The sequence below is a fragment of the Salinicola endophyticus genome, assembly GCF_040536835.1.
Classification (GTDB): Bacteria; Pseudomonadota; Gammaproteobacteria; order Pseudomonadales; family Halomonadaceae; genus Salinicola; species Salinicola endophyticus_A.
Map to the genome: position 1 here is coordinate 1,208,168 of NZ_CP159578.1, position 20,796 is coordinate 1,228,963.

At 66.7% G+C, this 20,796-nt stretch carries 17 protein-coding genes; 13 read left to right on the plus strand and 4 right to left on the minus strand.

The window, feature by feature from the left end; all coding sequences use genetic code 11:
* The first annotated feature begins 284 nt into the window (after positions 1–284).
* Together ABV408_RS05560 and ABV408_RS05565 are read left to right on the plus strand one after the other, a co-directional pair.
* Positions 285–1,571, plus strand: a complete 1,287-nt coding sequence (locus tag ABV408_RS05560; protein ID WP_353981465.1) for an acyltransferase — start codon at positions 285–287, stop codon at positions 1,569–1,571.
* Positions 1,572–1,646: 75 nt separating this feature from the next.
* Entirely contained in the window at positions 1,647–2,702 is a 1,056-nt protein-coding gene (locus ABV408_RS05565) for an oxidoreductase (protein WP_353981466.1), read from the plus strand.
* 25 nt (positions 2,703–2,727) lie between these two features.
* Here the strand turns inward: ABV408_RS05565 and ABV408_RS05570 are convergent, their stop codons facing one another.
* Positions 2,728–4,299 (minus strand): altronate dehydratase family protein, encoded by a 1,572-nt coding sequence (locus tag ABV408_RS05570; protein ID WP_353981467.1) that lies wholly within the window; start codon positions 4,297–4,299, stop codon positions 2,728–2,730.
* A gap of 218 nt (positions 4,300–4,517) precedes the next feature.
* Between ABV408_RS05570 and ABV408_RS05575 the strand changes: the two genes are divergently transcribed.
* Positions 4,518–5,477 carry a LysR family transcriptional regulator gene (locus ABV408_RS05575; protein WP_353981468.1) on the plus strand — a complete coding sequence of 320 codons (960 nt, stop codon included), beginning with the start codon at positions 4,518–4,520 and terminating at the stop codon, positions 5,475–5,477.
* A gap of 205 nt (positions 5,478–5,682) precedes the next feature.
* Entirely contained in the window at positions 5,683–6,045 is a 363-nt protein-coding gene (locus ABV408_RS05580; RefSeq protein WP_353981469.1) for a hypothetical protein, read from the plus strand.
* A 166-nt stretch (positions 6,046–6,211) separates the two neighbouring features.
* Here the strand turns inward: ABV408_RS05580 and nudE are convergent, their stop codons facing one another.
* Complete coding sequence (gene nudE / locus ABV408_RS05585) at positions 6,212–6,805, minus strand: ADP compounds hydrolase NudE (RefSeq protein ID WP_353981470.1); 594 nt, start codon at positions 6,803–6,805, stop codon at positions 6,212–6,214.
* 144 nt (positions 6,806–6,949) lie between these two features.
* Between nudE and ABV408_RS05590 the strand changes: the two genes are divergently transcribed.
* The 7 genes from ABV408_RS05590 (at position 6,950) to rsd (ending at position 15,681) form a co-directional block, all read left to right on the plus strand.
* Positions 6,950–7,342: an RNA-binding S4 domain-containing protein gene (locus ABV408_RS05590; RefSeq protein WP_035475178.1), complete on the plus strand. Its 393-nt coding sequence runs from the start codon at positions 6,950–6,952 to the stop codon at positions 7,340–7,342.
* A gap of 175 nt (positions 7,343–7,517) precedes the next feature.
* Positions 7,518–8,390 (plus strand): Hsp33 family molecular chaperone HslO, encoded by an 873-nt coding sequence (gene hslO / locus ABV408_RS05595; RefSeq protein ID WP_353981471.1) that lies wholly within the window; start codon positions 7,518–7,520, stop codon positions 8,388–8,390.
* A gap of 262 nt (positions 8,391–8,652) precedes the next feature.
* On the plus strand, positions 8,653–10,248 hold the full coding sequence (locus ABV408_RS05600; RefSeq protein ID WP_353981472.1) for a phosphoenolpyruvate carboxykinase: 1,596 nt from the start codon (positions 8,653–8,655) through the stop codon (positions 10,246–10,248).
* Positions 10,249–10,402: 154 nt separating this feature from the next.
* Positions 10,403–12,757 carry a Tex family protein gene (locus tag ABV408_RS05605; protein ID WP_353981473.1) on the plus strand — a complete coding sequence of 785 codons (2,355 nt, stop codon included), beginning with the start codon at positions 10,403–10,405 and terminating at the stop codon, positions 12,755–12,757.
* Positions 12,758–12,891: 134 nt separating this feature from the next.
* Positions 12,892–14,520, plus strand: coding sequence for a glutamate--cysteine ligase (gene gshA / locus ABV408_RS05610; RefSeq protein WP_353981474.1), 1,629 nt, complete (start codon positions 12,892–12,894; stop codon positions 14,518–14,520).
* A gap of 72 nt (positions 14,521–14,592) precedes the next feature.
* Entirely contained in the window at positions 14,593–15,138 is a 546-nt protein-coding gene (locus tag ABV408_RS05615) for a disulfide bond formation protein B (protein WP_353981475.1), read from the plus strand.
* 30 nt (positions 15,139–15,168) lie between these two features.
* Positions 15,169–15,681, plus strand: coding sequence for a sigma D regulator (rsd, locus tag ABV408_RS05620; protein ID WP_353981476.1), 513 nt, complete (start codon positions 15,169–15,171; stop codon positions 15,679–15,681).
* Positions 15,682–15,983: 302 nt separating this feature from the next.
* On the opposite strand, the gene ABV408_RS05625 is transcribed toward rsd, so the two are convergent.
* The gene (locus tag ABV408_RS05625) at positions 15,984–16,643 is read right to left on the minus strand and encodes an HAD family hydrolase (protein ID WP_353981477.1); all 660 of its coding nucleotides are present in this window, start codon (positions 16,641–16,643) and stop codon (positions 15,984–15,986) included.
* Positions 16,644–17,069: 426 nt separating this feature from the next.
* Between ABV408_RS05625 and ABV408_RS05630 the strand changes: the two genes are divergently transcribed.
* Both ABV408_RS05630 and ptsP read left to right on the plus strand, forming a co-directional pair.
* Positions 17,070–17,564, plus strand: a complete 495-nt coding sequence (locus ABV408_RS05630) for an RNA pyrophosphohydrolase (protein WP_353982202.1) — start codon at positions 17,070–17,072, stop codon at positions 17,562–17,564.
* Between the two features lie 146 nt (positions 17,565–17,710).
* On the plus strand, positions 17,711–19,972 hold the full coding sequence (ptsP, locus tag ABV408_RS05635) for a phosphoenolpyruvate--protein phosphotransferase (RefSeq protein ID WP_353981478.1): 2,262 nt from the start codon (positions 17,711–17,713) through the stop codon (positions 19,970–19,972).
* A 25-nt stretch (positions 19,973–19,997) separates the two neighbouring features.
* Here the strand turns inward: ptsP and ABV408_RS05640 are convergent, their stop codons facing one another.
* Positions 19,998–20,765 carry an NRDE family protein gene (locus tag ABV408_RS05640; RefSeq protein WP_353981479.1) on the minus strand — a complete coding sequence of 256 codons (768 nt, stop codon included), beginning with the start codon at positions 20,763–20,765 and terminating at the stop codon, positions 19,998–20,000.
* Positions 20,766–20,796 lie beyond the last annotated feature (31 nt).

The window sequence follows — 20,796 nt, forward strand, 5'->3', positions numbered from 1 at the left end:
GGGCTTTGTGTAAAACCCGGTGATTCCCGGTCGCTATATACGCGTTCATTTGCAGTTTGATTACACTTTGAGCATGCGCTGAGGCACAATCCGTGCCGCCGTGCACGCACGCCGACCGACGCCTCCGGCAAGAGTCCTTGAGAGACTCGCCCGTTCATCGCTGACTCCGACCTCAATCCGATCATCTCCGGCGCTCGCTTGGATCATCGTGTCGCATTTCACTCCCTTTCCGACGAAGGGGACATTCATCGGCCTGCTACCCGGTTACTGGGGGGGAGGAATTCATGCATGCACCCAAGAAGCGCCGCTACCACGGTCTCGAATGGTTGCGCTTTCTCATGGCGCTGTGGATGGTCGCCTACCATTTCGGCGGCATCTACAGCGACATGCCGGACCTGCTGCGCAGTGTCATCGGCATGGGCTTTTTCGCCACCAGTACCTTTTTCATGCTCTCGGGCTTTCTGCTTGCCCATGTCGCGCTGGATGACAGCGGGGGGATGAAGATGGGCGGTCCCGCGTTCGTGGCGCGGCGGCTGTGCAACCTCTATCCGATCCACGTCATCACCATGCTGCTGGCGCTGGGGCTGCTGCTGTTCCAGTATCCGATCCGGCCCGAGGGCGTGCATGTCTACTTCAATTCGCACCCCTATCTGCCACTCAGCGACGAGGCGCGGGCGGCCTTCGCCGGGCGCATTTCCTGGCCCAGCGCGCTCGGCCACATCGCGCTCCAGTTGACGCTGCTGCAGGCCTGGGAACCGCGTTTTCTGTGGCTCAACGGCGCCTCGTGGTCGATCTCCGCGCTGCTCTTCTTCTACGCCTGCTTTCCACTTCTGGCACCGCGGTTGATGCGCCTGCAGCGCTGGGGCCTGGCGCTGCTGGTGGTGTGGGGGCTGTATGCGGCGGGTCCGCTGGTGGCGACCCTGAGCGGTGCCTTCGACTATGTCACTGTCGGCATGCTGCACCGCAATCCGCTGTTCCGACTGCCGGAGTTCCTGACCGGCATCCTGCTCTACCGCGCCCTGCAGACGGCCGGGCTGGCCGAGCTGCTGCGCCGCTTCCGCTATCCGCTGCTGGCGCTGGGGCTGTGCGGGGTGCCGGTGGGCGTGTGGCTGCTCAAGCTCGATGGCCTGCATCTCTACTATCTGACCCACAACGGCCTGCTGCTGCCGTTCCAGGCGCTGGTGCTGCTGAGTGCTACCGCCTTCGCCTCGCCTGCCAGCGCGGCGAATCGTGCCCGGCTACAGCACCTGGGCGAGGCGGCGCTGTGCATCTTCGCGTTGCACACGCCGCTGATCGGCCCGTTTGCCCGCGCCACGCGCTGGCTGCTGCTGCGCTGGCACGAGGGTTGGGTCGCGGCGAGCGGCAACGCGGCGCTGAAGTTCGCCATCCCACTGTGGACGATGGCCATTCATCTGGCGCTGATCGTGGTGCTGGCGCTGATCATGCAGCGTTATGTGGTCAAGCCGCTGCGCGAATGGCTGGAGCGGCGGCTGCCGGCGGCGTGGCAGCCCACGCCACGGGCGAGTGGCGGCGATCAGCCGACCGCACTGCGCCAAGTTGCGCTATCCTAGCCGTTTTCGGGTCCATGGATGTCTGCCCAGTGTGGGCGCTTCCGGACCCGCGAATCCATCGTCAAGGAACGCTGCATGAAGGGAACCATACGTGTAGGGCTGGTCGGCTACGGGATGGCCAGCAAGCGGTTCCATGCGCCGCTGATCGCCGCTCAGGAAGGGCTATCGCTGGTGGCCATCGCCAGCCGCGACAGCGCCAAGGTCCGGGCCGACTGGCCCGATGTACCGGTCGAAGCGTCGCCCGAGGCGCTGTATGCCCGTGACGACATCGACCTGGTGGTGATCCCCACGCCCAATGCCACGCACTACCCGCTGGTCAGCCAGGCGCTCGCCGCCGGCAAGCACGTGGTGGTCGACAAGCCGTTTACGGTCAACGTGGCGGAGGCGGAGAAGCTCTGCCTGCAGGCGATCGAGGCCAAGCGTCTGCTCTCGGTGTTTCACAATCGCCGCTGGGATGGCGACTTTCTCACCGTGCGCAACCTGATCGACAGCCAGGCGCTAGGTCGCGTGGTGCACTTCGAGTCGCACTTCGACCGCTACCGTCCGGAGATTCCCACGCGCTGGCGCGAGGCGCCGGGGCCCGGGGCCGGGCTGTGGTTCGATCTCGGCTCGCATCTGCTGGATCAGGCGCTGGTGCTGTTCGGTCGGCCGCAGTCGATCTGGCTGGATCTCGCCGAGCAGCGTGACGGCGCCCAGGTCGACGACTATTTCCATGCCGTGCTGCGCTACGACCAGCGCCGGGTGGTGCTGCACGCGGGGACGCTGGTGGCCGCCGCCGGGGCACGTTTCACCGTGCACGGCAGCCGTGCCAGCTATATCAAGCATGGTCTCGATCCGCAGGAGGATATGCTCAAGCGCGGCGACCGTCTGCCCACGCCCCACTGGGGCGAGGATTGGCGCCACGGCATGCTCACCATCGGCCAGGTGCGCGAGGGCGGGCAGCCGGAGCTGCACGAAGTGCCGACGCTGCCGGGAGATTATCTCGCCTACTACACCGGGGTGCGCGACGCCATTCTCGGCCGCGCGCCGCTGCCGGTGACGGCGGAAGCGGCGCTCGAGGTGATGCGCCTGCTCGAAGCCGGGGTGGAGAGCGCTCGCAGCGGTCAGGCGGTCGCCATCGGCGGCGCCTGAGTCACGCGTAGGCAGTGATCGAAGTTTAGGTAATGACGCCGATCTGCCACGGCACGAACTCCTGCTGCCCGTAGCCGTGGCGCTCGCTCTGGCTGGACTCGCCGGAGGCGAGGGTGAGCAGCCGCTGGAAGATCTCTGCGCCGAGGGTGTCGAGATCCGTCTCGCCATCCACCAGGGTGCCGCAGTTGATGTCCATGTCGTCACGCTGGCGCTGCCACAGGGTGCTGTTGGTGGCCAGCTTCAACGACGGCACCGGGGCGCAGCCGAAGGCGCTGCCGCGGCCCGTGGTGAAGGCGATCAGGTTGCAGCCGGAGGCGACCTGGCCGGTCACCGAGACCGGATCGAAGCCGGGAGAGTCCATGAACGCCAGCCCGCGTTCGCGCATCGGTTCGGCGTACTCCAGCACCTCGACCAGCGGTACCGTACCGGCCTTGGCCACCGCCCCCAGCGACTTCTCGAGAATCGTGGTCAGCCCGCCTGCCTTGTTGCCGGCGGAGGGGTTGTTGTCCAGCGAAGCGCCGCGCACGCGGCAGTAGGCTTCCCACCAGTGAATCCGCGCGATCAGCTTGTCGGCCACCGCCGGGCTGACCGCGCGCCGCGTGAGCAGGTGCTCGGCGCCGTAGATCTCGGGGGTCTCCGCGAGCACCGCGCTGCCGCCGTGGGCGACCAGACGATCTACCGCGGCGCCCAGGGCCGGATTGGCGGTGATGCCGGAGTAGCCGTCGGAGCCGCCGCACTGCAGCGCTACCCGCAGATGCTCAGCGCCGCAGGGCACCCGCTCGACCCGGTTGGCCTCGGCGAGCAGGCCTTCGATGTGCTGGATACCCTCGGCGATGGCGCGGGTGGTGCCGCCGATCTGCTGGATGGTATAGGGGTAGAGGCGCGGGCCCGGCTGCAGCCCCTGGGATTCGATCAGCGCCTCGATCTGGTTGGTCTCGCAGCCGAGCCCGATCACCAGTACGGCGGCGAAATTGACGTGGCGGGCATAGCCGGCGAGGGTGCGCTGCAGCATGGCCAGCGCTTCGCCGTCGGCGGCCACCGCGCAGCCGACCCCGTGGGTCAGCGCGACCACGCCATCGACATTGGGGTAGGGCGCCATCGCTTGCGGGTGCACGTCTCGGCGGAAGTGGTCGGCGATCGCGTGGGCCACGGTGGCCGAGCAGTTGACCGAGGTCAGAATACCGATGTAATTGCGCGTCGCCACCCGACCGTCAGGGCGCGGGATGCCCATGAAGGTCGCCGGTTCGGCAACCGGTACCACCGGCACCACTTCGCTGCCGATGGCGTAGTCCTTGGCCGCGCCTTCGGCCCCGTCCTCGAGATGGCCGATGCTCAGATTGTGCACATGAACGTGGTCGCCGGTGGCGATATCAGCAGTGGCGATGCCGATGATCTGGCCGTAGCGGCGTATCGTTTCGCCGACGCGGATAGGGCGCAGGGCGATCTTGTGCGCGGCGGGTACGGCCGTGCTCAGCACCACACCCGGGCTGACCTCGGTGCCGGCCGGTAGTGGGTGGCGGGCGATGACGACGTCGTCACGCTCGTGTAGGCGGACGACCGGTGCCGGCGCGTCGCTGGCTTGTGCAATCAGGGCCATGGTCTTCTCCTCGTCATCGTGCCACTTTCGTCTATGCGACTCATGGCTAAAAGGCTTTTATGATCAGTTGCTTGGTATGTCTCGGTCTTGGACGAACCCTATCTCTGGGCGGCATCGAGCGCTACTGAGAGTTGCTGATCGTGGGATAACCTGGCCGCATTGGACCAATGTCTTATGGGACGCTCCGCAAGTACCCATCCACCCCTCGAGGGCGACCCATGACCCCAACCCTGGACGAAATGATGTCGCGCCTGCGCCTGCGCCAACTCAGGCTGCTGATGGCGCTGGACGAGTGCGGTTCGATACACAAGGCGGCGGAGCGGGTGGCGATCTCCCAGCCGGGCGCCACCCGCGCACTCAGCGAGATCGAAGCGACCCTCGGCACCACACTCTTCGTACGCAGTGCGCGCGGGCTGGAGGCGACCGACATGGGGCGCTGCCTGGTGCGCTACGCGCGGCTGATCCAGACCGACGTGGCGCATCTGCGCGAGGAGATGATCGGCATTCAGCAGGGCTACGGCGGGCACCTGGCGGTGGGTGGGACCATGGGCGCGATCGCCACCCTGGTCGATGCCATCGCCCGGTTGCGTGCCGAGCAGCCCTCGCTGTCGCTGGAGATCGTCGAGGACACCAGCGAGGGACTGCTGCGTCTGCTCGACCAGGGGCGGCTGGACGTGGCGCTTTGTCGTTCGCACTTCGGTCGCCGGCCGGCGGACTACCATCGCCAGGGTAGCTTCCCCGAACCGCTGTGGGTGGTGGCCAACCCGCACCATGCGCTGGCCAGTGAGAGGCAGCCCGACTTCACCCGGCTGGCTGAGCAGCCCTGGATCGTCTATCCGGTGAGCATGCCGCGCCTGCTCGAGCAGGAGTTCGTGGCGGCGGGCCTGGCGCAGCCGGTCAAGTCGCTCGAGATCTCCTCGACCTACGCCATCCTGGCGATGCTGGGGCGCGATGACGGCGTGCTGGCGCTGCTGCCGGAGGGGATTGCCCGCGACCCGGTGGGACGGGGAGAGATCGCGCGCATCGACTATCGCGTTCTGACCCAGAACCCGCCGTTCGAGCTGCTGTGGCGACGCGACCGTGCCCTGTCGCCAGCCGCCAGCCGCTTTATCGACTGCTATCGGGCCTGCGCGGGGGAGGGGGCCGGTACTCAGGAGGGACCGGTGGCGTCAGTCTAGGGGGCTGCGACGAGGTGGGTGGCTGGATACTTGCGCAATTTTTCTTTGTTGTCTAGGTTTTGTACAGGTTTGTGGGGCGCTTCTCTCTGCCGATCGCCGGGCCCGGGTGATCCGGGGTCGAGCAAGATCGCCAATGAGATGTCGCCCCGGCAAGGACCAAGCCCCCTGTTCCATCCCGGGGCCCATCGCATGACGGAGGATTCCGATGAAAAAGCGCAACGCTGCTCTCTTCGCCGCCCTGCTGAGCCTGCCCGCCGCGGGCGCCTTTGCCGAGAGCGCGCCCAGTGTCAGCCCGGAGACCGGCTCGGCCAATACCCGCACCGGTGGCGCCACCACCAAGGTCGAGGGCGCCACTGCCAGTGGTAAGGTTCACGGCTCGCTCGAATCCGGGAACAGCCTGCCGGACACTGACAACGCCCAGACCGGGTCGGCCAATACGCAGCCCGGCAGCTTGAAAGCCGAAGGGCCGACGGCACAGGATCCGCAGGCCGCCGAGAGGCCGATCACCGATACCATGGACAATAACCATGGCGTCGACTCCGCTCAGGATGTCACGCCGAGTCAGTGATGACGCACTAGCGGTGCCGTGTGCCGGCGTCAGGCTGTGGCACGAGCATTTACCCGGCGACGGCGCCATGTCGTAGAGAAAGCCATCCGGTCACATCGACGGATGGCTTTTTGCGTGTCAGGGCGGGGTCCAGGAAGGGTAAGTGGGTGATCGATCCGGAGAGGGGTCACCACCAGCTCTCGCCATCACGCTCGCTGCGCAGCTTGTCACGCGCGATGAACAGCGCGGCGATGGCGCGGGCCTCGTGAAAATCCTCGCGTGCCAGCAGGCTCGCGATATCTTCGATGGGAAACGCCTCCACCGTCAGCGGCTCCGGCTCGTCACCGGGCAAGCGCTTGGGGTAGAGATCGCTGGCCAGCATGACCTGCATGCGGTGATCCATGTAGTTGGGCGCCAGCGACAGCTCGATCAGCGGCTCGATGCGCCGGGCGCCCATGCCGCACTCCTCCATCAGTTCGCGGTTGGCGGCGGTCACGATGTCCTCGCCGGGGTCGACCAGACCCTTGGGCAGGGTGAGCGCATAGTCGTCGAAACCGGCGGCATACTCGTGAATCAGCAGGACGTGATCCGGGTCCGGCATGGCGATGATCATCACCGCGCCACGCCCCTTGCCCTTGAGCCGTTCGAAGGTGCGCTCGGCGCCGTTGGAAAAGCGCAGATCGAGCGATTCGATCGCGAACAGCTGGCTGCTGGCCACCTCGCGGCGCGCCAGTACGCTGGGCTTGGCGGGGGGAGTCGGCGGAAAGTCGGTGGGCGCCATGCGGCCTCCAGGTCAAAGGGCAATTACTCAGCGTACAATAATCAGCGCGGCACGCCTTGGAAACCCGCCATTGGCCGGCGGCCGGGTCGAGGGTTGAAGCGGCGCCAGTGAGCCCCCACTTAAGACGGCCGAGGTGAGAGAGCAATGACGTCAACGGTTCGAATCGACAAGTGGCTGTGGGCGGCGCGCTTCTTCAAGACGCGCCAGCTGGCGAAAAAGGCGATCGAGGGCGGCAAGATTCGCTACGATGGCCAGCGGGTCAAGACCAGCAAGCAGGTGGAGCTCGGCGCTCGGCTCGAGGTCCCGCAGGGCTGGGATACCCTCGAGGTGACGGTGGAGGCACTGTCGGATCAACGCCGCGGTGCCCCCGAAGCGCAAAAGCTCTACCGCGAGACCGAGGCCAGCGTGGCGCGTCGCGAGCGCGAGGCCCAGCAGCGCAAGCTGGCCAATCAGGCCATGCAGCCCCCCATCAAGCGCCCCGACAAGCGCGAGCGGCGCAACATCCAGCGCTTCCAGCGCCAGCGTACCGAGGAGTGAGGCGGGCGGCGAATGCCTTCTCGATGGCCGCCGCCTCCCTGTGCCCTGGCTTCTGCGTTGCCGGACGTCGACCCGCGTGGCTGTGCCTGTGAAGGGCGTCGCGCCGTGTCGGCGGTTCTGTTCCGATTTCCGTTCTGGCGGGACCCGTCGCGGTCCCCGGCAAGAGATTTCAGCGATGAGTGATCAGATTCAGCGGTTCTTATTCGACGACACCAATGTGCGTGGCGAGATCGTCCAGCTGCAGGCGGCCTACGCCGAGGTGTTGGCACGCCATGACTACCCGCCGGCGATCGCACGCCAGCTGGGCGAGCTGCTCAGTGCGGTGGCGCTGCTGACCGAGACGGTCAAGCTCGATGGCACCGTGAGTCTCGAGGTGCGCGGGCGCCAGGGCATCGAAGTGCTGATGGTGGAGTCCAACCCGGGCGGCGAGCTGCGCGGCATCGCGCGTTTCGACGAGACACGCGAGTTCGACGCTGGCGCCAGCCTGCGCGAGCTGGTCGGCGAGGGGCAGATCGTGATCACCCTCGATCCCAAGGAGGGCCAGCGCTATCAGGGGATCGTGGCGCTCGAGCACGCTGATCTGGCAGGCTGTCTCGAGGCCTATTTCAGCCAGTCCGAGCAGCTCGCCACACGGCTGTGGTTGAGCGCCGACGGGGAGCGCAGTGCGGGGCTGCTGCTGCAGCAGCTGCCCGATGACCATTCGAACAAGGATCCGGACGCCTGGGATCGCGTGGTGCATCTGGCCTCGACCATCACCGCCGACGAGCTGCTGGGCCTCGAGCGCCAGGCGGTGCTCTACCGCCTGTTCCACGAGGAGACCACCCGGGTCTTCACGCCCAAGGCGCTGGCGTTCGGCTGCACCTGTTCGCGCGAGCGGGTGGCCAACGCTCTGCACACCCTGGGCGCCGATGAGCTGCGTGACATTCTCGAGCAGGAGCGCGCGGTAGAGACCCAGTGCCATTTTTGTCATACCCGCTACCACTTCAGCGCCGCCGAAGTCGAAGCGATCATCGAGTCGCCCCAGGCGCCGCCGCCCACCGTGCACTGAACCGTCACTTAAACCCTACGATCAAAGACCAATTGACCAGCGCCCGGGGCGATTTGCGCCCCGGGCGCTTTTTGCCATAATGGCGCTCCTTTTTTGCGCCCGCCGAGCGTTGAAGTCGCCGATCTCCGTGACCAGCGTCGTTAACGTAGTGCGGTGATGCGTGACTGGCCGGGTACGCCTGGGCAGCGCCACGCTCCACCGCGATCGCGGGCTTCTTGCCGTGAAACGTGACGACGAAGGCCTCAGAGCCCAGGACTGGACAATGACCACCTCTCAAGCCCCCCGCCAGGCAGCCCAGGACATCACCTCCCCCCAGGTATACAGCGACCTCAGCGCAGCCGAGCTGGTCGAGTTTGCCCTGGCCCGCGGCGAGGGCGTGCTGGCGGACAACGGCGCGCTGGTCGTGGAGACCGGTGCGCGCACGGGGCGCTCGACCCTCGATCGCTTCATCGTCGACGAGCCCTCGACCTCGGCGATGATCGAGTGGGGAGCGGTCAACCGTCCGATCGGCGCAGAGGTGTTCGATGCCCTGTGGGCGCGTGTCGAGGCGTACCTGGCCGCGCGCGAGCGCTTCGTCTCGTCGCTGCATGTCGGTGCCGACCCGCAGCACTACCTGCCGGTGCGCGTGGTGACCGAGCTGGCCTGGCAAGCGCTCTACTGCCGCAACCTGTTCGTGCGCCCCGCGGCCGATGTGGCCGAGACCCACGCCGCGGACAAGCCCGAGTGGACGCTGATGAGTGCGCCCGGTTTCGTCTGCGAGCCGGATCGTGACGGCACCCGCTCCGAGTCCACGGTGATGATCAATTTCGCCCAGCGCAAGGTACTGGTGGTGGGCATGCGCTACGCCGGCGAAATGAAGAAGGCGATGTTTTCGGTGCAGAACTTCCTGCTGCCGGCCAAGGACGTGCTGCCGATGCACTGCAGCGCCAACGTCGGTGAAGATGGCGAGACCACGCTGTTCTTCGGGCTCTCCGGCACCGGCAAAACGACTCTCTCCGCCGACCCCGAGCGCTATCTGATCGGTGACGACGAGCACGGCTGGGGCGAGGGCACGGTGTTCAACTTCGAAGGCGGCTGCTACGCCAAGACCATCGATCTGTCGCGTCAGAATGAGCCGATCATCTGGGATGCGATCCGCTTCGGCAGCGTGCTCGAGAACGTCAAGCTGGATGCGGTGCGGGTTCCCGATTACGCCGATGTCAGCCTGACCCAGAACGGGCGCGCCGCCTATCCGCTGGAGTTCGTCGACAAGCGGGTGATGGCCAACCGTGCCGGTGAGCCCAGCGCCATCGTCTTTCTGACCTGCGACATGAGTGGCGTGCTGCCGCCGGTGTCGCTGCTCTCCAAGGAAGCCGCTGCCTACCATTTTCTCTCCGGCTACACGGCCAAGGTCGGTTCCACCGAGATGGGCTCTACCAGCCAGCTCGAGGCGACTTTCTCGACCTGCTTCGGCGCGCCGTTCTTCCCGCGCCCGGCGCATGAGTACGCCGAGCTGTTGATCAAACGCATCGAGGCCTTCGGCTCGCGTGTCTATCTGGTCAATACCGGCTGGAGCGGCGGCGCCTACGGTCAGGGTGGCAGCCGCTTCAGCATTCCCACCACTCGGGCGGTGATCGGCGCTATCCAGAGCGGTGCGCTGCGCGATGTCGACACGCGTCACATCGAGGGGCTCAACCTCGAGGTGCCGGTGGCGGTGGAAGGTGTCGACGCCAAGCTGCTCGACCCCCGCGAGGCGTGGTCCGATGCAGCGGCCTACGAGGCCCAGATGAATGCGCTGATCGACAAGTTCACCCACAACTTCGCCAAGTTCGACTGTGTCGATCCGGCGATCGTCGCCGCCGGCCCGCGCGCTATCTGAACTCACGCCGGCGGCGCTCGGCAGTGAACGCTCGTAAAGGGATGGCTGCGGCCATCCCTTTCCTGTGTCAGGGTATCCGCCCAGCGGCGCGCAGTAGGAGCCGCTGGCGGCTGTGTGCTACCTTGGCGCGATCTTTTCAGCCGTGATGTGATTCATGTCCAAGATGCAAACTGCAATCGTCTCCGCCATCGCCGAAGAACTCGGTGTCCGCCCGCAGCAGGTCGCCGCGGCCGTCGAACTGCTCGATGGCGGCGCCACGGTGCCGTTCGTGGCGCGCTATCGCAAGGAGGCCACCGGCGGGCTCGACGATGGTCAGCTGCGCACCCTTGAGGAGCGACTGCGCTATCTGCGCGAGATGGAAGAGCGCCGCAGCGCCATCGTCCAGGCGATCGAGGAGCAGGGCCAGATGAGCCCCGAGCTGCTCGGCGAGCTGATGGCGGCGACCACCAAGCAGCGTCTGGAAGATCTCTACCTACCGTATCGCAAGAAGCGCCGTACCAAGGCGCAGATCGCCCGCGAAGCGGGTCTCGAGCCGCTGGCCGAGCGCCTGCTGGCCGAGCCCGGACTGACCCCGGAAACCGAGGCAGCGGCCTATCTCGATAGCGCCACCGGCGAGTCGCGCGGTATCGAGGACGCCAAGGCGGCACTCGACGGCGCCAAGCAGATTCTGATGGAACGCTTCAGCGAAGAGGCCGAGCTGGTCGGCCGCCTGCGCGAGCGGCTGTGGGAGGAGGGGCAACTGCGCGCGCGGGTGGTCAAGGGCAAGGAGCAGGAGGGGGCCAAGTTCTCCGACTACTTCGAGCATGACGAGGGGCTGGCCAAGACGCCCTCGCACCGGGCGCTGGCCATGTTCCGCGGGCGCAACGAGGGCGTACTGGCGCTGACCCTGGTCATGCCCGGGGAGGACGAGGCGCCGATCCACCCGGCGGAGGTGGCGATCGCTCGCCATGTCGGTATCGATCTGGGGGCCGAGCTGCCGGCCTCGCGCTGGCTGCGCGAGGTGGTGCGCTGGACCTGGCGGGTCAAGCTCTACACTCACCTCGAGACCGAGCTGATGGGGCGTCTGCGTGAGGGTGCCGAGCAGGAGGCGATCGAGGTATTCGCCGCCAACCTCAAGGATCTGCTGCTGGCCTCGCCGGCGGGACCCAAGGCGACGCTGGCTCTCGACCCCGGTCTGCGCACCGGCTGCAAGGTGGCGGTGGTGGATGCCACCGGGCGGTTCCTCGAGCACGCGGTGGTCTATCCACACGCGCCGCAGAAGCAGTGGGATGCGGCGCTGGCGACCCTCGCCCAGCTGGTCGAGCGCCACGACGTGGCGCTGGTGGCGATCGGTAACGGCACCGCCAGCCGCGAGACCGACAAGCTGGCGGCCGAGCTGGTCAAGCGCGTGGCGCCGCGGCCGCTGGCCAAGGTGATGGTCAGCGAGGCCGGGGCCTCGGTCTACTCCGCCTCGGAGCTGGCGGCCAAGGAGTTTCCGGCGCTGGATGTCTCGATCCGCGGTGCGGTGTCGATCGCACGCCGGCTGCAGGACCCGCTGGCGGAGCTGGTCAAGATCGATCCCAAGTCGATCGGGGTCGGCCAGTACCAGCACGATGTCTCTCAGCTGCGTCTGTCGCGCAGCCTGGAGGCGGTGGTCGAGGATTGCGTCAACGCCGTGGGTGTGGATCTCAACATGGCCTCCAGCGCGCTGCTGTCGCGGGTCTCGGGCTTGAGCCCGATGCTCGCCGAGAATATCGTCGCACGGCGTGACCGCGAGGGCGCGTTCCGCAGCCGGCGCGAGCTGCTCGAGGTCGAGCGCCTGGGGCCCAAGACCTTCGAGCAGTGCGCCGGGTTCCTGCGCATCATGGGCGGTGACAACCCGCTGGATGCCAGCGCCGTGCACCCGGAGGCTTACCCGCTGGTGGCGCGCATCGCCGAGCGCAACGGGCGCCAGCTCGCCGGGCTGGTCGGCGACAGCCAGTATCTCAAGTCGCTCAAGCCCGCCGACTACGTCGACGATCACTTCGGTGTGCCGACCGTCATCGACATCCTCAAGGAGCTCGACAAGCCGGGGCGCGATCCGCGTCCCGAGTTCAAGGCGGCAAGCTTCCGTGAGGGGGTGGAGAAGCTCTCCGATCTCAAGCCGGGCATGCTGCTCGAGGGCGTAGTCACCAACGTCACCCACTTCGGTGCCTTCGTCGATGTCGGCGTGCACCAGGATGGGCTGGTGCATATCTCGGCGCTGGCCGAGAAGTTCGTCGAGGACCCGCGCCAGGTGGTCAAGGCCGGGGATATCGTCAAGGTCAAGGTGATGGAAGTGGACCTGCCGCGTCAGCGGATCGGGCTATCGATGCGTCTTGGCGATGAGCCCGGTGCCCAGCGCGAGCGCCAGCCCGGGGGCGGGCGCGGCGAGCAGCGCCAGCGTGGCAAGCCGCAGCGCAGCGGCCGCGGCGGCGGTCAGGGCCAGGCTCAGAACCCGGGCATGGGCGCGCTGGGCGAGGCGCTGCTGAAAGCGCAGAAGCGTCGCTGACGAAGTCGTTAGCCTTGAAAGCGCTATCGCCGACTCCATAATGGGGTTTTGCTCGCGACGTATCGCTGCCGGCGGCCTGTGAGGGCCACCGACAGCGATGCACGGACAACGGGAGAGGCATCTCTCCCCATCGGATGAAGGTGTTGCGCGTGTCTGATCAACTCGCCACGAACGTCGACCGGCTGATGACGCCGGCACGCAAAGGATTGCTTGGTCGTCTGCGGCGAGGCATCGAGAAAGAGGGGCTGCGGGTCGATGGCGAGGGTCGCATCGTGCCCACCCCGCACCCCTACGCGTTGGGCTCCAAGCTGACTCATCCGCATATCACCACCGACTATTCGGAAGCGCTGCTCGAGTACATCACCCCGGTTTACTGCCGGCCGGCGGACGCGTTGGCATTTCTCGGCGACCTGCTGCGCTTCAGCTATCGCCACCTGGGGGAAGAGTGGATCTGGCCGGCGAGCATGCCCTCGAGGCTGGCGGGCAACGAGAGCGTGCCGATCGCCGACTACGGCACCTCCAACGTCGGCACCATGAAGCACGTCTACCGCAAGGGGCTGGATCTGCGCTACGGCCGTATCATGCAGTCGATCGCCGGGATCCACTACAACGTCTCGCTGCCGGAGGACATCTGGCCGCTGCTGCAATCGCTGGAGGGTCGCGAGGCGGAGTCGCCCAAGGGTTACCGCTCGGCGCGCTACTTCGATCTGATCCGCAACTTCCGCCGCAACAGCTGGCTGCTGCTCTACCTGTTCGGCGCCTCGCCGGCGCTGGATCGCAGCTTCCTCGGTGCTGCCGGCCTGGACGGGCGCTGCGACAAGCTGAAGCCGTGGCAGGGAGACGGCGAGACGCTCTACGCGCCCTATGCCACCAGCCTGCGCATGTCCGATCTGGGCTACCAGAACAAGGTGCAGTCGCAGCTCAAGATCTGTTTCAACTCGCTCTCCAATTATGTCGGCACGCTGCGCCACGCGATCTCCACCGAGTGGCCGGACTACCAGCGCCTGGGGGTAGAGGAGGGCGGCGAATGGCACCAGCTGAGCGCCAGCATCCTGCAGATCGAGAACGAGTACTACAGCGATATCCGGCCCAAGCGGGTGGCGCGCCACGACGAGACGCCGACCCAGGCGCTGGAGGCGCGTGGCGTGGAGTACATCGAGGTGCGCTGTCTCGATCTCAACCCCTTCCTGCCGCTGGGCATCGACGAGCCGCAGATGCGTTTCATCGATACCTTCCTGCTCTGGTGTCTGCTCTCCGAGAGCCCGTGGATCCCCGATGAGGAGTGCGACCGTCTCGACGACAATCGCCGCCTGGTGGTCGAGCGCGGCCGCGATCCGGCACTGCGCCTGCAGGTGGGCGAACGCCAGGTGCCGCTGGCCGAGCGGGGGCATGAGATCATCGCTGGGATGCGTCAGGTCGCGTCGCTGCTCGATACCATCGAAGGCTCGGAGCTGCACCTGGCCGCGGTGGAGTCGCTGGCGACCCGGCTCGACGATCCCGAGACGACCCCGTCGGCGCGCATGCTGCGCGAACTCGAGGCACATGGCGGCGAGTGGGCCGATTTCATGACCGATCTGGCCCGGCGTCAGGCCGAAGCGTGGCGCACCACGCCGATGGACGCGGCACGGGCGTCGCTGTTCGACGAGCTGGTGGCGACCTCGCATCAGCAGCAGCACGATATCGAGGCGGAGGATCGGGTCTCGTTTGCCCAGTTCATCGCCGACTATTTTGCCCGCGCACGGGAACCGCGCCCGGCGGCGTGAGTCCATAAGGCCTGGCGTGCCCGTCGGGTAGCGGCGGGTGCGAGCAGGATCAATATCGAGGACATCGAGACTATGCAGATCAAGCGGTGGGCGGCGCAGGCGAGCGCGCGCCAGTGGTGTGGGCTGGGACTGGCGATGTGCTGCCTGATGATGGCAGTGGCGCTCTATCTGCAGTATGGCGTTGGCCTGGAGCCGTGCCCGCTGTGCATCTTCCAGCGCGTGGCGGTGATCATTGCCGGCTGCGTCTTCCTGGTCGGCCTTTTGCACAATCCGCGCCGTCGCGGTGCCATCGTCTACGGCGTGCTGGCGCTGCTGGCGGTGGCCGGCGGCATCATCGTCGCCGGGCGCCACGTCTGGCTGCAGACGCTACCTCCGGATAGTGTGCCGAGCTGTGGACCTGGCTTAGACTACATGCTCGGCGCGCTGCCGCTGTGGGACGTGATGTCCCGCGTGCTCTCCGGATCGGGCGAGTGCGCCGCGGTGGAAGGCGCGCTGTGGGGCGTGACGCTGCCCCAGTGGACACTGCTGGGCTTCGCGATCATGGCGCTGATACCGCTGGCGATGATCGTCGCCCGCCTGCGCGGCGAGACGGCGACGCAACCGGCGACCGCGGCCTGAGCGCCGGCCTGCCAAGCAAGGAGATGATACATGCTGGAGCACTGCAAGACGGCGCAGGAGCGCTGGGGCGGGGTCCATTCGCTGATCGATCGCTGGCTCGAGCAGCGCTACGACATGCTGGTGACCCTGGTCGACCTGCGCGAGGTGTGCGAAAGCGATCTCGATGCGGTCACCAAGGCGCGTATCGATGCCTTCAGCGAAGCGCTGATGGACTACATCAGCGCCGGTCACTTCGAGATCTACCCGCAGCTGCGCGAGGAGGCGAAGGCCTTCGATGACCACGAGGCGCTGGCGCTGGCCGACGAGCTGCTGGCGCGGGTCGAGGACTCGACCCAGCTAGTGCTCGATTTCGACAACGACTACGCCACGCCGACGCGCTGTCAGCACCACACCGCGCGCCTGCCGGCATGGCTCGAGCGCCTGGGTGCGGGGCTGGTGGAGCGTTTCGGCCTCGAAGATCAATTGATCGCCCGGGTCCATGCGGTGCACGCACCGAATGGCGAGTCGACGGGCCAGCGTCAGGCCAACCCCGTCTCCTCCTGAATCGCGCTGTTGCGCCCGTCCTCGACTGCTGGCCGGGCGCTCCGATTCTCACTAGTCATCTCCGCTAGGGGCGCTGGCTGCCGTCGGCGCCTGCCAGATCGGTTTTCCGGGGTCTCTCAATGCCGCGGCCTGGCTCTTGGACATGAGCCGTGGGTGCGGCGCCCGAGGCGGTCGGTCGAATCGCGTTCGATGATCGGTTGTCTCGCCTGCTCGGTTCTCTTCCCTCGATTTGACCCCTGGGTCCACCTTCCCGGTCTCGCTTCTCGGCTACCCCTCGGTTCTTACTCCTCGGCTTTTGCCCTTCAGTCGCGCAGGGTGATCACGCGCCAGCCTTGCTCCTCGGCCAGGCTACGCAGAGCGTCGTCGGGGTCGACCGCCACCGGGTTGGGGACTTTCTCGAGCAGAAAGCGATCGTTGATCGAATCGCTGTAGAACCAGGCATCATCCAGGGTCAGCGCGGGCTGCTCCTCGAGCCACTGCTCGAGCCTTGTCACCTTGCCTTCACGATAGCTGGGGATGCCGGCCACGCGTCCGGTGTAGCGCTTGCCGTCGCGTTCGGGCTCGATCGCGATCAGATCGTCGACGCCCAGGCGCCGGGCGATGGGCCCGGTAATGAAGCGGTTGGTGGCGGTGATGATCAGCAGATGGTCGCCGCGCTGGCGGTGCCAGGCGAGCAGCTCCTCGGCCTGGGGCAGCACGTGGGGCTCGATCTTGCACGCCATGAACTGCTGGTGCCAGGCGTTGAGCTGCTCTTCGCTGTGCCGGGTCAGCGGCTCGAGCGCCATTGCCAGGTAGGCCATGATATCGAGCTGCCCCGCCTGATAGTCCCGCAGGTACTTATCGTTGGCCTGGCGGTAGGCATCGCCGTCGACCGCGCCCTGCTCGATGAGAAACTCGCCCCAGGCGTGGTCGCTGTCGCAGCTGATCAAAGTGTTATCGAGATCGAAAATGGCCAGACTCAAGGTTGGCTCCCGGTAAGTGGCGATGATGTGAGGATGACATGACGGTCGGGTCGCGCTGGCGACGCCGGGCAGTATCGCAAACTCCCCGACACTTGCCCATGCCGGGGCCGGGCGCGTGCGCATCTCTGGCGGTCGGCGTCAGGACGCTGGCCAGGGCTTTTGCCCAGTACGCTTAGCGGGTGTCTACAAAATGCCTGCGCTCGACAATACGGCGTTGAAATCGACCTCGTACGCGAGCCCGGTCAAAATACTCATTTACCCTTGTAAACTGGAACGCCAGCCCGGTCCTTTCTTCGGCCGATTTCGCCTTAGCTACGCGCCCCGGTCTTGCCTTCGCTCGTCGAATTTGTAAACACCCTCTTATTGATGCGCTTTCTCGCTTTGTGGAAGAATGGTTTCAACGACAATTGAGTTAAGGTGAACTCCGTGATAGACGCCGATGGCTTTCGGCCGAACGTTGGCATCATCATCGCCAACTGTGACGGCCAACTGCTCTGGGCGCGTCGGGCGGGTCAGGAAGCATGGCAATTTCCGCAAGGCGGTATCAAGGCCCATGAGTCACCGCAGCAGGCACTCTTCCGCGAGCTGGAGGAGGAGATTGGGTTGAAGTCCCATGATGTCGATGTGGTGGCCTGTACGCGAGGATGGCTACGTTACCGACTCCCACGGCGCATGGTGAGAACGCACTCGAAGCCGCTGTGCATTGGCCAGAAGCAGAAGTGGTTTCTGCTGAAGATCCGCTGCCATGACAGCCGAGTCTGCGTCGACAGCACGCCCAAACCGGAATTCGACGGCTGGCGCTGGGTCAGTTACTGGTATCCTCTGGGGCAGGTGGTCTCGTTCAAGCGCGAGGTCTACCGCCGCGCCCTGCGCGAACTGGCACCGGACTTTCATCGTCTGGCGCTGGACGAGGTGACCTGACAGCGAGTTGATCCGAGCGCAGGTAGTTGTCGTATCAGGTAGCTTTCGTATAAGAGCCTAGCCCGCGCGAACACCATGGCGGCCCAGCATTAGCGGGCCGTCTCGATGCCACCACGAGGATCGCCTCGCAGACAAGAAAAAGGCCCATGCTCGATACCCTTCGCCGCATCGTTCAGGAAGTCAACGGCGCCCGCAGCCTGGATGCCGCGCTCGCCACCATGGTGCGGCGCATCCGCAAGGCGATGCGCACCGACGTCTGCTCTGTCTACCTGTTCGATCGCGAGCGCGAACGGCTGGTGCTGATGGATACCATCGGCCTGCGCACCCAGGCGGTGGGGGTGGTAGCGCTTGGGCTGGGCGAGGGGCTGGTGGGCCTGGTGGGGCAGCGCGAGGAGCCGCTCAACCTCGAGGACGCCCCGGCGCATCCACACTTTCGCTACTTCGCCGAGACCGGGGAAGAGCGCTTCTCCAGCTTTCTCGGGGTGCCGATCATCCACCAGCGCCGCATGCTCGGCGTGCTGGTGGTGCAACAGCAGGAGAAACGCCGCTTCGACGAGGGTGACGAGGCCTTCCTGGTGACCATGGCGGCCCAGCTCGCCGGGGTGCTGGCGCATGCGCTGGTCTCCGGCGCGCTCAATCGCCGCGCCGAGCCCGATGGCCAGGCCATGTTCTCCGGGGCGCCGGGCTCACCGGGCATGGCGATCGGCGAGATCGTGGTGATCGCGCCGCCGGCCGATCTCGACAGCGTGCCCGACCTGATTCCCACCGATCCGGAGGCCGAAGTCGCCCATCTGCAGGCGGCGATCGCCCATGTGCGCGAGGAGATTCGCGAAGCCGGGGCGCGGCTGGCCAGCCGCATCTCGGCCCAGGAGCTGGCGCTGTTCGATGTCTATCAGCAGATGCTGGGCGACGCCGCGCTGGGCAACGAGGTCGAGAAGCGCATCCGTGAGGGGCAGTGGGCCCCGGGCGCGCTGGCCGACGTGGTCCGACGCCATACCCAGTACCTCGAACGGGTCGACGATGGCTACCTGCGCGAGCGCGCCGCCGATATCCGCGATCTCGGCCGGCGGGTGCTCGCGCACCTGCAGGAGGGCAGCGAGCGGACCGCTTCCACCTATCCCGAGAACACCATTCTGGTCGGCGACGAGATCAGCGCCGCGACCCTGGGCGAGGTACCCAAGGATCGCCTGGCGGCGCTGGTCTCGGTGCGCGGGTCGAGCAATTCCCACGTGGCGATACTGGCGCGGGCCATGGGCATTCCTACGGTGCTGGGAATGGTCGATCTGCCGCTGCCGCGGATCAACGGGGCCAAGGCGATTCTCGATGGCCATCGTGGACGGCTCTTCGTGCGGCCCGACCCTCAGCTGGCGCAGCGCTACGCGCGGCTGATCAAGGAGGAGCGGGCGCTAGCCGAAGTGCTCGAGCACGAGCAGCACCTGCCCAGCCAGACGCCGGACGGCCACGCCATGCCTCTGCTGGTCAATACCGGGCTCGCCGTGGATGCGGTGGCACAGCTCAAGTCACGGGTCAGCGGCGTGGGGCTCTATCGTACCGAAGTGCCGTTCATGATGAACGAGCGCTTTCCCAGCGAGCAGGAGCAGACGCGTCTCTACCATGAGCAGCTGTCGAGCTTCGCACCGCTGCCGGTGGTGATGCGCACCCTCGATATCGGCGGCGACAAGGATCTTCCCTACTTTCCGATCAACGAGGCCAACCCCTTCCTCGGCTGGCGTGGCATTCGGGTGACACTGGATCATCCCGAAGTACTGATGGTGCAGCTGCGCGCCATGCTGATGGCGTCGCGCGGGCTCGACAATCTGCGCATTCTGTTGCCGATGATCACCAGTGTCGACGAAGTCGATACGGCGCTGCGGTTACTGTCGCGGGCGCGTCAGGAGCTGGCCGAGGATGGCATCGAGGTGGCCTCGCCCAAGGTCGGGGTGATGATCGAAGTGCCGGCGACGCTCTATCAGCTCGCGGCGCTGGCCGAGCGGGTCGACTTCTTCTCCGTCGGCAGCAATGACCTGACCCAGTATCTGCTGGCGGTGGATCGCAACAATGCCCGCGTCGCCAGTCTCTACGATGCCTGCCACCCGGCGGTGCTCAACGCGCTGTCGCGGCTCGCCGCCGAGAGCCAGACCTTGGGCGTGCCGGCTTCGGTGTGCGGCGAGCTGGCGGGAGACCCCTCCGGGGCGCTGCTGTTGATGGGCATGGGCTTCGACGCGCTGTCGATGAACGCGCCGAGCCTGCCTCGGGTGCGGGCCGCCATCCGCCGGGTCGGGCTCGATGACGCCAAGGCGCTGGTGCAGGAGACGCTGGGCCTGCCGACCACCGCGGCGGTGCGCGCCCACCTGCGCCAGCGGCTCTCCGACTGGCAGATTGCGCATCTGCTACCGCCGCAGGATTGACGAGTCTTCGCGCCGGAGTCTGTGGCTAGGCTGACACTGATTCGCTCACGCGCTCTCCCTCCGGCACGCCCATGCCAGCGTAGCGGCGTTCCGCGATTTCGATGACACCGTTCGCCGTTGCGTTCACTAGCGTGGTGGCGCGGGTGCCGTAGGTCTCCCCGACGATGAAGATGGGTGATAGTCGGCGCTCGGTCGCCAGGCCGACGCCGGTATCGGGCAGCTCGGCGTCGGCGGCGGGGCGGGTGTCATGCATGGCCTGCCACATCGAGGTCTGCCAATCGCCATCGGCAAGAGCCTGTCGTAGCGCCTTTCGCGCGCGCACCAGCTTGGGCCAGGGAGTATTCAGCGCGGCGTTGGAGAGCCCGTGCAGGCCGGGCGTGACCTCGCTGAGGGTGGTCTCGTCGCGGCCGTGGTGGAGTACCCAGAGTCGATCATGAACGCGTAGCAGGAGATTGAAACCGGCATAGCGCTGGGCGCCAGCGGTGGCCAGGTTCTGGAGCCAGCGCTGCGGCTCGGCCGCTTGCAGGGCGGCGGTCACCAGCTCGCCGCGGCTGGGGGCTCTCGCAGGTGTCGCCAGATGAGCATCGCGCACGTTGGTCAGGGCGGCGAAGCGCCCGCCGGGGGTGGCGGCCAGCCAGGTGCCACCGCCTTCGAGATCGCGGCCGCCGAGCAGCGGGGCATCCTGCCAGTGGTGCAGGGCGGCGCTGGGGCGGGCGTGGAACTCGTCGCGGTTGGCGGCAAGACGCAGCGGCCGATCGCTATCCGGCTGCCAGTCGAAGACGATCAGACACATGGTGCGACTCCAGCAGCGTGGATGGTGCCAG